The organism is Streptomyces sporangiiformans (assembly GCF_005768555.2).
GTDB lineage: Bacteria > Actinomycetota > Actinomycetes > Streptomycetales > Streptomycetaceae > Streptomyces > Streptomyces sporangiiformans.
Genome location: NZ_VCHX02000339.1, coordinates 32,892 through 44,136, shown reverse-complemented (window position 1 = coordinate 44,136; position 11,245 = coordinate 32,892). Strand labels below are relative to the sequence as shown.

Annotated in this window: 12 protein-coding genes; 2 read left to right on the top strand and 10 right to left on the bottom strand. The window is 69.1% G+C overall.

Annotation, left to right across the window (positions count from 1 at the left end):
• The coding region (locus tag FGD71_RS43270) for a TerD family protein (protein ID WP_181359392.1) at positions 1 to 661 on the top strand (661 nt) is incomplete at its 5' end.
• 76 nt (positions 662 to 737) lie between these two features.
• Here the strand turns inward: FGD71_RS43270 and FGD71_RS43265 are convergent.
• The 9 genes from FGD71_RS43265 to FGD71_RS43225 form a co-directional block, all read right to left on the bottom strand.
• On the bottom strand, positions 738 to 1,607 hold the full coding sequence (locus FGD71_RS43265) for a carbohydrate ABC transporter permease (RefSeq protein ID WP_119106074.1): 870 nt from the start codon (positions 1,605 to 1,607) through the stop codon (positions 738 to 740).
• Positions 1,597 to 2,616, bottom strand: a complete 1,020-nt coding sequence (locus tag FGD71_RS43260) for a carbohydrate ABC transporter permease (protein WP_119106073.1) — start codon at positions 2,614 to 2,616, stop codon at positions 1,597 to 1,599. Before FGD71_RS43260 ends, FGD71_RS43265 begins: the two co-directional genes overlap by 11 nt.
• A gap of 1 nt (position 2,617) precedes the next feature.
• Positions 2,618 to 3,904, bottom strand: a complete 1,287-nt coding sequence (locus FGD71_RS43255; RefSeq protein WP_119106072.1) for an ABC transporter substrate-binding protein — start codon at positions 3,902 to 3,904, stop codon at positions 2,618 to 2,620.
• A gap of 286 nt (positions 3,905 to 4,190) precedes the next feature.
• The gene (locus tag FGD71_RS43250; RefSeq protein ID WP_119106082.1) at positions 4,191 to 5,234 is read right to left on the bottom strand and encodes a LacI family DNA-binding transcriptional regulator; all 1,044 of its coding nucleotides are present in this window, start codon (positions 5,232 to 5,234) and stop codon (positions 4,191 to 4,193) included.
• Between the two features lie 55 nt (positions 5,235 to 5,289).
• Positions 5,290 to 6,306 carry a 1-aminocyclopropane-1-carboxylate deaminase gene (locus tag FGD71_RS43245; protein WP_119106071.1) on the bottom strand — a complete coding sequence of 339 codons (1,017 nt, stop codon included), beginning with the start codon at positions 6,304 to 6,306 and terminating at the stop codon, positions 5,290 to 5,292.
• A gap of 16 nt (positions 6,307 to 6,322) precedes the next feature.
• Positions 6,323 to 6,985, bottom strand: coding sequence for a GntR family transcriptional regulator (locus FGD71_RS43240; RefSeq protein WP_119106070.1), 663 nt, complete (start codon positions 6,983 to 6,985; stop codon positions 6,323 to 6,325).
• 71 nt (positions 6,986 to 7,056) lie between these two features.
• Positions 7,057 to 7,536, bottom strand: coding sequence for a hypothetical protein (locus FGD71_RS43235; RefSeq protein ID WP_240437054.1), 480 nt, complete (start codon positions 7,534 to 7,536; stop codon positions 7,057 to 7,059).
• A gap of 154 nt (positions 7,537 to 7,690) precedes the next feature.
• On the bottom strand, positions 7,691 to 7,894 hold the full coding sequence (locus tag FGD71_RS43230) for a DUF397 domain-containing protein (RefSeq protein ID WP_119106069.1): 204 nt from the start codon (positions 7,892 to 7,894) through the stop codon (positions 7,691 to 7,693).
• On the bottom strand, positions 7,891 to 8,709 hold the full coding sequence (locus tag FGD71_RS43225; RefSeq protein ID WP_119106080.1) for a helix-turn-helix domain-containing protein: 819 nt from the start codon (positions 8,707 to 8,709) through the stop codon (positions 7,891 to 7,893). The genes FGD71_RS43230 and FGD71_RS43225 overlap by 4 nt, the downstream gene beginning before the upstream one ends.
• 137 nt (positions 8,710 to 8,846) lie before the next feature.
• On the opposite strand from FGD71_RS43225, the gene FGD71_RS43220 reads away from it, so the two are divergent.
• Complete coding sequence (locus tag FGD71_RS43220; RefSeq protein ID WP_119106068.1) at positions 8,847 to 9,278, top strand: ATP-binding protein; 432 nt, start codon at positions 8,847 to 8,849, stop codon at positions 9,276 to 9,278.
• Between the two features lie 147 nt (positions 9,279 to 9,425).
• On the opposite strand, the gene FGD71_RS43215 is transcribed toward FGD71_RS43220, so the two are convergent.
• Positions 9,426 to 11,009, bottom strand: coding sequence for a TROVE domain-containing protein (locus tag FGD71_RS43215; protein WP_119106067.1), 1,584 nt, complete (start codon positions 11,007 to 11,009; stop codon positions 9,426 to 9,428).
• Positions 11,010 to 11,245: the final 236 nt, after the last annotated feature.

Below are 11,245 nucleotides of genomic sequence, written 5' to 3'. Positions count from 1 at the left end.
GCCCCTGGACCCGCGCCTCGCCGCCACGCCCCCGCCCGCGGCCGCTCCCCCGGCACCGCCCGCCCCGCCCGCACCCGGCACCGGAAAGATCAACCTCGACAAGGGCCGCGTCAGCCTCCAGAAGAACCAGACCGTGTCCCTGGTCAAGGGCGGTCGCCCGCTCCTGTCCCAGGTCAAGATGGGCCTCGGCTGGGAGCCGGCCTACCGCGGCAAGGACATCGACCTGGACGCGTCGGTCATCGCGTACGGACCGCAGCGCAACCACATCGACAGCTGCTACTTCGGCAAGCTCTCGATCGTCAACGGCGCGATCAAGCACTCCGGTGACAACCTCACGGGTGAGGGCGGCGGGGACGACGAGGTCATCACGGTCGACCTCGGCCGCCTCCCCCAGGAGGTCTCCGGCCTGGTCTTCACGGTGAACTCCTTCTCGGGCCAGAAGTTCACGGAGGTCGCCAAGGCCTACTGCCGCCTCCTGGACGCCGCCACGGGCGAGGAGCTGGTCCGCTTCGACCTCACCAACGCCGAGGCTCAGACCGGCGTCATGATGGCCAAGTTGATCAAGCAGTTCTCCGGCGAGTGGGAGATGACGGCCATGGGCGACTTCGTCAAGTCGCGTACGGTCCGCGGCATGGTCAAGCCCGCGGCGCAGGCGCTCTAAGAGCCCGCACGCATCCGGGGCGCCCCCTTCGAGGGGGCGCCCCGCCGCATGTCCGGTCTGCGGACTCGACTGGCGGTCACATCTTCGTCGCCCCCGCGGCCAGGTCCCGCAAGAAGTGCCGCGCCCCGAGCAGGAAGACGACGATCAGCGGGACGACGCTCATCAACGCCCCCGCCATCACCACGGCGTAGTTGGTGTTGTAGGCCACGCTGAGGTTGGCGAGAGCCACCTGGAGGGTGAGCCGGTCGGGGTTGACCATGACGACCAGCGGCCAGATGTAGTCGTTCCAGATGCTGATGAAGGTGAAGATGCCGAGGAAGGCCAGCGCGGGCCGGAAGAGCGGCAGCGCGACCGTCCGGTACAGCCGGAAGAAGCCGGCGCCGTCGATCCGTCCGGCGTCGAGCAGTTCGTCGGGCAGCGAGTTCTGCGCGTACTGGCGCAGCCAGAAGATGCCGAAGGCGTTGGCCGCGCCGGGAATGATCAGCGCCTTCAGCGTGCCGGCCCAACCGAAGTGGGCCATGGTGACGAACTGCGGCACCAGCGACAGCTGCGCGGGGATCATGTAGGTGGCCATCAGGGTGCCGAAGAGGAACTTCTTCGCCGGGAACTCGTACTTGGCGAAGGCGAAGGCGGCCAGGGAGTCGAAGAACAGCACCAGCACGGTGCCGGTCACGGCGACCACGACGGTGTTGAACAGCGAGTTGAAGAAGGCGATGCGGTCGATCACCTCCCCCATGTTGTGCAGCAGTTGGGTGCCCGGCACCAGCTTCGGCGGGTAGTCCAGGATGTCCTGGTTGGTTCCGGAGGCCATCACCACCAGCCAGTAGAAGGGGAACATCGAGACCAGCACCCCGAGGAGCAGGGCCACGCGGACGCAGATCCGGGCCCTCCTGCTGCCGGCGCCGATGGCGAGCCCTGCGGTGGAGGACGTGTGGTCAGCGGCCATTGCGGGCCTCCTTGCGCCAGGCGATGCCGCGACGGCCGTCCCGGTCGGAGCCGGACACCAGCCGCCAGTTGATGATCGCGAAGAGCGCGATGAGCGCGAAGAGAAGCCAGCCCATCGCCGCCCCGTAGCCGAACTGGTGGTCGTTGAAGGACTTCTGCCACAGATAGAGCACGATGGTCATACCTTCCTGGCCCGGCCCGCCGGTGGTTCCGGGGTCGTCCGAGTAGAAGAGCACCTGGGACTCGGTGAAGATCTGCAGGCCGTTGATGGTGGACGTGATGACGGCGAAGAGGATCACCGGCCGCAGCTGCGGCACCACGACCCGGAAGAGGGTCTGCCGGCTGCTCGCCCCGTCGACCCGGGCGGCCTCGAAGAGTTCGGAAGGTATGGCCTGCAGACCCGCCAGGAAGATCAGGGCGTTGTAGCCGACCCACCGCCAGATGATCATGATGGAGATCGCCGACTTGATGCCGAGGGCGGAGGTCAGCCAGCTGACGCCGTCGATCCCGATCGCCTTGAGCATCGAGTTGGCCAGGCCCGACTGCGCGAAGACCGAGCCGAAGACGATGGTCATGGCGACCATCGAGGTGACGTTGGGGATGAAGTACGCCACCCGGTAGGCGGCCGCGTAGCGCACCTGCGAGTGCAGCAGGAAGGCGAGAACCAGGGCCAGGAACAGCATCGGCACCGTGGACATGAACCAGATCTCGAAGGTGTTGAGGATCGAGTGCCAGAACACCGAGTCTTGGAGCAGCCAGGAGTACTGCTGCAGGCCGACGAAGCGCATGTCCCCGATGCCGTCCCAGTCCTGGAAGGACAGGTAGAGGGAGAAGAACACGGGGAAGGCCCCGAAGACGGCGAAGAGGACGTAGTACGGGGAGATGGCGAGGTAGGGCGGGAGATGGCGCCGCCACCGGCCGCGCGGGGCGTCGGCGCGAGCACGGCGGCCGCCCGCCTCGTCGCCGCTGCCGGCCGCGGGGACCTGCGCTGTTCCTGCGACTGTGGCCACGTCAGCTCACCCCCAGGTGGGACAGCGCGGTTTCGCAGGCGTTCATGGCGTCCCGCCAGGCCTTGTCGGGGTTCTTGCCGAGCGTTTCCACGTTGGTCAACTCCTGGAAGACGGGAGTGTTGGCGGTGTCCTCGTAGGGGCTGAAGAAGATGACCGGGGCCTTCTCGGCGGCCGGGCCGAAGACGTCGACGGGGATCTGACCACCGAAGAAGCGGTCGGGTTTCTGCATCGCCGGCTTGGTGTAGACGGCCGGGGTGGTGGGGAACAGCGCCATCTCCTGATAGCTCTTCAGCTGGTTCGCGGGCCCGAGCATCCACTTCAGGAAGGCGAACGCCCCTTCCGGGTCACGGCAGTAGCGGGTGATGGTCACGTACGAGCCGCCGTAGTTGGCCGGCCCGCTGGGCATCGCGGTCAGCCGCCAGTCCCCGGAGGTCTTCGGCGCCACCTCCTTGAGGCCGTTGATGGCCCACACCGCGTTGATCATCGTGGCGACCCGGCCGCGGCTCATGGCCGCGTTGTAGTCGGGCGTCGAGTCCAGGACCCTGGCGCTCAGCCGCTGACGGTAGGCTTCCACCGCCAAGTCCCAGGCGTGCTTGACGTGTTCCTGGTCGCCGATGAAGCGGTTGTCGGCGTCGACGAACTGCTTAGGGCTCTGGTACAGGGCCATCCGGAAGACGTAGGCGATCTGGGAGACCAGGTACGGGTTGCCGGGCGCCTTGGCCTTGAGGGTCCGTCCGACCGCGAGGTACTTCTCCCAGGTCGAGGTGGCCTCCGCGACGTCCCCCGGCTCGGTGGGCAGCCCGGCCTTCTCGAAGAGGTCCCTGCGGTAGTAGAGCGCGGTGGGGCCCGCGTCGAGCGGGAAGCCGACCAGCCGGCCCGACGGGCTGGTGCCGCTCTTCCACTTCCAGTCCAGGTACTGGTCCTCGAGGGCACCCGCGCCGAGGTCCTTCAGATCCAGGAACTCGTGCTCGTCCGGGAAGAACACCGAGACGCTGGAATTCACGCAGGCCAGGTCCGGCACGTAGGCGCGGGCCGCGAGACTGGTGAGCAGTTTCGACTCGTACTCGCCGGCGATCGGCGAACCCTTCACCTTCAGTCCGGGCACACCAGGCACTCCGCGCGCGGCGGTGGCGAGGAGCTTGTCGCTCAACGCTCCGTTCCAGTACCAGAGGCCGAGATGGTCGGTGCCCGCCGAGACCGAGCCATTGGCGGCCCCGCATCCCGACAGGCCCAGCAGAGCGGCGCCCGCGCCGCCCAGGGAGGCCCCCAGCAGGCCTCTGCGGGACATCGTTCGGTGTTCCATGGGCGCGCACTCGCTTTCCGGGGGCGGCTCGGCCAGGACAGGGCGCTGCCGCGGCCCCGTTTACGTGAGGGGGGAGGCATGACAACGATGTCGGCAGAAGGTCCCGGGCTCTGGCCGACAGCGTCTGGGGATCCGTGGGGGTCCGTGAGCGTTCACGTGAACGTTGCCGTCGAGTATCGGGGTGGCCAAAAACCAGTGTCAAGGGACGTACACCGTCGATGTGTTGGCGCGCTCCGACGGTGCGTGCGGGGTCGGCCGGGAGCAGGCGAGGTCAGGCGGACGCCCGTACCACCAGTTCGGGAAGCACCCACGCGTCCGCGCCGCTCAGCGGTTTCTCGCCCGCCCGCAGCCGGGCCACCTGCTCGACGGCCAGCCGTCCCAGCTGTCGTTTGTCGAGGTGCAGGGTGGTCAGGGCGGGCTCCACCAGCTCCCCCAGCGAGAGTCCGTCGAAGCCCATGACGGCCAGGTCGTCGGGCAGCCGCCGGCCGCGGCGCCGGGCGGCGCGCATCGCGCCGATGGCGATCAGGTCGTTGAAGCCGAAGACCGCGGTGATCTCGGGCTTGGCGTCCAGCAGTCGCGCCATACCCGTCTCGCCGCCCGCGACGCTGTGCTCGCGGCACAGCACGATCCAGCTCTCGTCGACGGGCAGACCGTGCCGCCGGACCTGGTCCAGGAAGGCCTCCCGCCGAGGGCCGGGAGATTCGAGCCGCTCGCCGTCCAGCATGCCGATCCTGCGATGCCCCGCGCGGACCAGATGGGCGATGCCCTGCTCCAGGCCGGCGGCGGCGTCGATGCCCACGGCCGCGAACCGGGTCTGCTGCGGGCCGCGCTCCAGCAACACCAGCGGCACCCCGCCGAGGTGCCGGGCCAGGACGTCGTCCTCGTTCTTGAAGTAGCCCACGACCGCGTCCACCTGATGGGACAGCACGTCGAGCGTCTCCCGCTCCCTGGCGTCGTCGGTGCGGGAGTCCCACACCACCACCTGCCAGCCGCGCTGCTCGGCGGCCTCCAGCACACCGGCGGCCACCTCGGGGAAGAACGGGTTCATCAGGTCCGGGATCACCAGGCCCGCCGTCACCGCCCCCTTGCGGACCAGGCCCCGCGCGAACCGGCTCGGCCGGTAGTCCAGCATGCGGGCCGCCTCCAGCACCCGCTCCTTCGTGGCCGGGTCGATCTCGCCCTTGTCGTTGACCGCCCGGGAGACCGTCTGGCGCGACACTCCGGCCAGCCGGGCGACGTCGTGGATCGTGGCCCGGCGGCGGGGGCCGTCAGGCTGGTCGGTACGCGGCTCCCGCTGCTGGTTGTCGGCCCACACGCTGTGCACTGTATCCGGCCACCGCGGCACGGGGTGCCGGGTGGACCCACCCGTTCTAGACCAGCGCGCTGTACGCGTTGAGCGCGGGCTGTCCGCCCAGGTGGGCGTAGAGCACGGTGGAGTCCCTGCCGATCTCGCCGCGCGCCACCAGGTCGATCATCCCGGCCATCGACTTCCCCTCGTACACGGGATCGGTGACCATGCCCTCGGTGCGGGCCGCGAGGCGCATCGCGTCGAGGGTCGTCTCGTCCGGGACGCCGTACGTGCCCGCGTGGTACCGCTCGTCCAGCTCGACCTCCGCCTCGGTCAGCTCCTTGCGTACGCCGATGAGTTGGCCGGTGCGGTGGGCGATCCGGGCGATCTGCTCGCGGGTGCGGCCGGGCGCAGCCGAGGCGTCGATGCCCAGCACCCGCCGGGGGCGTCCGCCCGCCTCCTCCAAGGCGGCGAAACCGGCGACCATGCCCGCCTGGGTCGAGCCGGTCACGGAACACACCACGACCGTGTCGAAGAAGACGCCCAACTCGCGTTCCTGCTCCGCGACTTCGTAAGCCCACCCGGCGAATCCGAGCCCGCCGAGACGGTGGTCGGAGGCGCCGGCCGGAATGGCGTACGGCTTGCCGCCCGTCTCCTCGACCTCCCGGAGCGCCTGTTCCCAGCTCTCCTTGAAGCCGATCCCGAAGCCGGCCCGTACGAGGCGGACGTCGGCACCGGCCAGCCGGCTGATCAGGATGTTGCCCACCTTGTCGTACACGGCGTCGGGCCACTCCACCCAACTCTCCTGTACCAGCACGCACTTGAGCCCGGCGCGGGCGGCGCAGGCCGCGACCTGGCGGGTGTGGTTGGACTGCACCCCGCCGATCGAGACCAGCGTGTCGCAGCCCTGCGCAAGCGCGTCGGCGACCAGGTACTCCAGCTTGCGGGTCTTGTTCCCGCCGTACGCGATACCGGAGTTGCAGTCCTCGCGCTTGGCCCACAGGGAGGCACCGCCGAGGTGCTCGGTGAGCCGCTCCAGCGGGTGCACGGGCGACGGCCCGAAGAGGAGGGGGTAACGCTCGTAGGAAGAAAGGGACATGGGAGTCCTCCCTGAGTCAGTGGGCCTCTTCGTCGGCGAGCGCGTCCATGTCGGCCAGGCTGCGCCAGATCTCCGCGGTGACGCGGACCGCCTCGTCCACGTCACCGGCCGCGCAGGCCTCGATCAGCCGCTCGTGCAGCCCGGCCGAACGGCAGTTGCCGCCCTCACCGAAGCGCCGTCGCTCCAGCCGGCGGATGAGCGGGGTGTAGCGGGTGATGGTGGCGGCGGCCGCGCGGTTGCGGCTGACGCGGACGAGCACGTCGTGCAGTTCGTCGTCGGCGCGCAGTGCGGTGTCCACGTCGCCCGCCCGAACGGCCTCCGTGAACCGCTCGTTGGCCGCGCGCATCGCCTCGACGTCCGCGGCGAACAGCCGGGGCACGGCGACCCGCGTCGCCAGTTCGTGCATGGCGCCGACCACGGCCGCCGCGTCCCGCACGTCGGAGGCCACGACAGGGGTCACTCGTGTGTAGCTCTGCGGCTTGCTCTCCAGCAGCCCCTCGTCCACGAGCCGGGAGAAGGCCTCGCGCACGGGGGCCCGGGACAGCCCGAGCCGCTCCGCGAGCTCGGCATCCCGCACCACCGCACCGGGCTCGATCTCCCCGGCCACGATGGCGTCCCGGATCGCTTCGTAGGCGCGGTCCCTGAGCAGGGTGCGGCGCACGGGTCGTATGGCCTCCACGAATTGAAATGTTAGATGTCAATCGTGGGCACACACAAGGCCGCATTGCGGAACGACGGCGGCCCGCGCGATCACTCGATCCCGAGGGGCCCGACGCCCAGGTCCTCACGCATGACGCGACGCATCTGAGCCATGGCCGTACGCCGCTGCGCTATCAGCGGAGCTTCCTCGGCGGAACCGACAGCCACCCCCTGGGCGTATGCGTCGCGTATCGCGCGCAGGCTGTGGAACGCCTCGTTCCCTGCCGCCACCACCTGCGGCGGGCCCACGAGCCAGAGGCGTTCACTTGCTGTGTAGATGCCAGTGCCACGGACGGCTTCCCGCACGGCCGAGTCACGCGCCGACTCTGACATGTGATCGCCCAAGGCGACGGCCCGTATCTCTTCACCTGCGGCTTTGAGGGCGGAAACGAACTCGGTGTAAACCTCGCGCCGTGCTTCCAGCGCGTGCCTGACCTCCTCCCGCTGCCACCGGTTGCGATCGGCGATCAGAGTGGCTGTGATGCCGATGACGGCGCCGGACAGTGTGGAAAGCAGGGGCATCCAGTCCATGGGCCCGCAGCTTGTCCGATCCAGTGCGCCGACACCAGTGGCTCGCGCTGCGGGGCCAAGTCCTCACCGAGTTCCGTTCCTGGGGTTCTCGTACGGCGATGACAGTTCGGCCTGAAGTGTCATCGCCGGGGGCGACTTCGGGCTCGGCCGGAGCTCAGGCCTCGCGGGAGGCGTACGCGACGAAGACGGCCCAGGCGTCGGCGGGGACGGCAAAGCGGGGGCTCCCAGGGCCGAGCTTCGAGTCGCGGATGTGGATGGTGTGAGGGCTGGAGTCGCGTCGACGGCAAGCGACTTCGAGGCAGGCGCTGCCCGACGAATCGCTGTAGCTGGACTTGAACCACGACAGCTCGGCGCTCATAGCTCCTCCGCCAACTTCCTGATGAACCGGGCAGACTCTTCAACGCTAAGCGCCTGCATGCGGATCATGCCATGCCGCTGAGTGAGAATGCTGAGCTTGTCCCCGCTGCCGTACAGCGCACCCGTCTCTTGGCCGTCGGCGAATGCGTACTGCTCGTGGTCGGCGGTCTCCACCAGTACGATCGGCCCGCTGAGTGCAGCCGCTGGGGCAGACTTGAACGGCAGCACCTGGATAGAGACGTTGCGCTGCTGCCCCACCTCCAACAGGTGCTCAAGCTGCCTGGGCATCACCCCTTCGTCGCCGACTACGCCACGTAGTGCGGCCTCATGGAGGACGAAGCTGAAGAGCGCGAGTGGCTTGCGGGTCAGCTTCTCCTGTCGCTTGAGCCTCGCGGCGACCCGCTCCGCCACCGTTTCCTCATCAAGCGGCGGGCAGTCGTTGCTGATCAACTCCCGTGCGTACTCCGCCGTCTGCAGCAGCCCCGGAATCAGCATCGTCTCGTACCACTGCACCGTGATCGCCTCTGACTCCACCAGCACGTACTGCTGCGTCCGCTGAGGAAACGACTCAGGCTTCAGAAACTCGTGCGCGGCCACCAACTTGCCCCGTGCTCGGCACAGTTGATCCTCAACCTGCAACAGCCGCAGCGTCGACCTACGCCTCCCGCACTCCATCGACTTGACGTACTCAAAGTCGTAGCCGGCTTCACTCGCCAACTGCTGCCGGCTGACCCCCGCCTCCTCCCGCCACAACTTGATCTGCCCACCGCAGTACCGCCAGTTCTGCTGCGCCTGCTGCGACTCCCCGGAAGCCATGCACCCACCCGCCTCCCGCTGCCACACCGTGTACAAGCACGCTGTGTACCCACTCCGCCACTCCCCGAGGCTACGCACCAAGCACCAGCCTGATCACCGCAAATGACGGAGAATCACACGCAAGGAACAGCGCACGCATGCCCAAGAACCGCGACGACGCCGGGCTCATCGAAGACGTCGAATGGCACCTGCCCCGCCACGCCCGCAGCGTCGGCCGGGCCCGCGCCCTCCTCCGCGAACAGGCCACCGCATGGAAGCTCCCGGACGAGATGGCGGAAACGGCCGTACTCCTGCTCAGCGAGCTGATGACGAACGCGTACCGCCACGCGACGGTCGCCTCCGGCCACGAGATCCGGACCCGCTGCGTCCTGGACGCCGGCCGTCTCCGCGTGTCCGTGGCGGACACCAACGACACGCTGCCGACGCTCCGGGAGGCAACACCGGCCGACGAGTCCGGCCGGGGCCTGCCCCTGGTGGCGACGCTGGCGGACGAGTGGGGCGCGGAACCTCGTACCGGCGGCATCGGCAAGACGGTCTGGTTCACGCTCCACAGCGACGTACAACAATGACCTCGCGCGAAGAGCCATCAGGTGCACGCCTCGCACAGTTGCTCTCCGGAGACCACGCCGAGATGCCTTCTCGGGCTCCCCGCCCGAGCACGTACTGTGGCCCGCACCAAAGTGCGGGCCACAGTCACCCCCCGTCGTCCCCCGTCCTCACACGGCCCACGGCCAGTCCGCGTCCCGCGCGGCCTCCAGCAGCGGGACCATCCGGAAAGCCGCGTCCGAGAGGCCGCCGAAGGTGTGGCGGTTTCCCTGCCCCGACGGGCCGTGGCCCGCCCGGTAGCCGGCCAGGTTCCAGGTGTAGACCGGCACCTGTGCCGGGACCTGCTCGGTCGGGTCGCCCTGGTGGCTGTACGCGTACTGCTCGTCCGTGACGATCAGCACCCGGTCGTGCTTCCTGTAGTGGCGGCGCACCGCCTCGCTGGTGTTGGTACCGCCGAGGTCACCGAACCGCTCGAGCACCTTCAGCACCGACTCGCCCTTGCGGAACCGCACGCGGTCGCTCGTCGTACCGAACTCGACGAGGTCCGCGTCGGCCGCCCGCAGCGCGAGCGCCGTACCGAAGATCGCCGCGGCGTCCGCCCGGGTCAGCTCCGAGCGGTCGGACAGCCGCGAGTAGAACATCGAGCCCGAGCGGTCGACGAGCACCAGCGTCCGTCCGGGCAGCGCCGGCACGTTGGCCAGCGAGTGGCCGAGCGCCTGCTCCAGCGGGTACGACCAGCGCAGCGAGGGAGCGTGCTGGTAGGCGGCGAGGTAGCGGAACGGGAACTGCCGCGAGCGCGCGACCTCCGCCGGGTCGCTGATCTTCGCGGCGACCTGGGCCGCCACCTCGTCCGAGACACCCGCCTCGTCGAAGTTCCGCAGGTTACGACCCAGCGCCATGGCGCCCATGGACGGGATCACGGCCTCCCAGGCCGCTTTGTCCATCGGCCCCTGCAGCCAGCCGGCCAGCGCCTCCCAGGTCATTCCCGCGTCCGCAAGGCGCTGTGCGCCGTGCGCTCCGGTCACGACCTTGCGCCGCTTGGCGGGCCGCAGGGCCATCAGGTCACGGTGGGCCGTGAGGACGGGCAGCGACTTGGGCACGACGGCCGTGTCCGGGTTGTGCCGCCGGTCGAGGGCGTACTGGAACAGGTCCCCCTGCCACGGCTTGTCCGGGTCCGGCGCCGCGTGCACGAGGTTGAGGATGTCGCCGAAGCGGTAGCCCTTGGACGCGGTGTCGTACTTCAGCAGCGACTTGGCGCTGTAGAGCCGGCGCACGGCGTCGGCGACGCCCCGCTTCACGGGCTTGGGAATGGCGCGGCCGTACGTCGAGGTCCAGTACGCCAGCAGCTCACCGGGCTCGTCGGGGCGCCGCAGTACGGAGGCGATGACCTGCCGGTTCGCGGGTCCGTCCGTCGCGCCCGCGTCGAGGCGCGCCTTCACGTAGTCGGCGGCGCCCACGATCGAGGCGGTCCGCAGGTTGCCCTCGCCACGCAGCCAGCCGAGCAGACCCGCGGTCCACACCGGGTCCTCGACAGCGAGCTTGCGTACGAGCGCGGAGAACCGGTCGTCGCGATCGGCACCGGTCTCGTAGAAGGTCTTCTGCGAAACGAAGTTGGCGAGAGCCAGCAGGAAGAGCTCCGATCGTGCGTCGCGCTCCTGGCCGCGGCCGCCCTGATACGTGCGCAGCACGCGCCCGGTCGACGTCACGCGCGAAGTGGGCTGCGCCTTGACGGACTTGGTGTTAAAACGCGCCATGAGAATTCCCCCGAATTCATCGATTTTCTGGGGGAGCCGCGAAAATGGAGCGTGCCCGAGATCAGGGGTCGGCGACGGACTTAGCCAGAAGCTCTACCAATTGAGCTACACCGACCCGAAGTCGATGACGGGACTCGAACCCGCAACCGTCTGATCCAGAGAAGTAACCGCAGCCTGCACACCGGGCGCACACCATATGTCGCGCCTCCCGAGATCAAGTCGGCGGCGGCATAGTT

Coding starts and splice junctions, on each gene's coding strand:
- FGD71_RS43215 (WP_119106067.1), bottom strand. CDS start 11,009: ATGGCGCGTTTTAACACCAAGTCCGTCAAGGCGCAGCCCACTTCGCGC.
- FGD71_RS43225 (WP_119106080.1), bottom strand. CDS start 8,709: ATGGCTTCCGGGGAGTCGCAGCAGGCGCAGCAGAACTGGCGGTACTGC.
- FGD71_RS43265 (WP_119106074.1), bottom strand. CDS start 1,607: ATGGCCGCTGACCACACGTCCTCCACCGCAGGGCTCGCCATCGGCGCC.
- FGD71_RS43235 (WP_240437054.1), bottom strand. CDS start 7,536: ATGGACTGGATGCCCCTGCTTTCCACACTGTCCGGCGCCGTCATCGGC.
- FGD71_RS43220 (WP_119106068.1), top strand. CDS start 8,847: ATGCCCAAGAACCGCGACGACGCCGGGCTCATCGAAGACGTCGAATGG.
- FGD71_RS43230 (WP_119106069.1), bottom strand. CDS start 7,894: ATGAGCGCCGAGCTGTCGTGGTTCAAGTCCAGCTACAGCGATTCGTCG.
- FGD71_RS43255 (WP_119106072.1), bottom strand. CDS start 3,904: ATGTCCCGCAGAGGCCTGCTGGGGGCCTCCCTGGGCGGCGCGGGCGCC.
- FGD71_RS43245 (WP_119106071.1), bottom strand. CDS start 6,306: ATGTCCCTTTCTTCCTACGAGCGTTACCCCCTCCTCTTCGGGCCGTCG.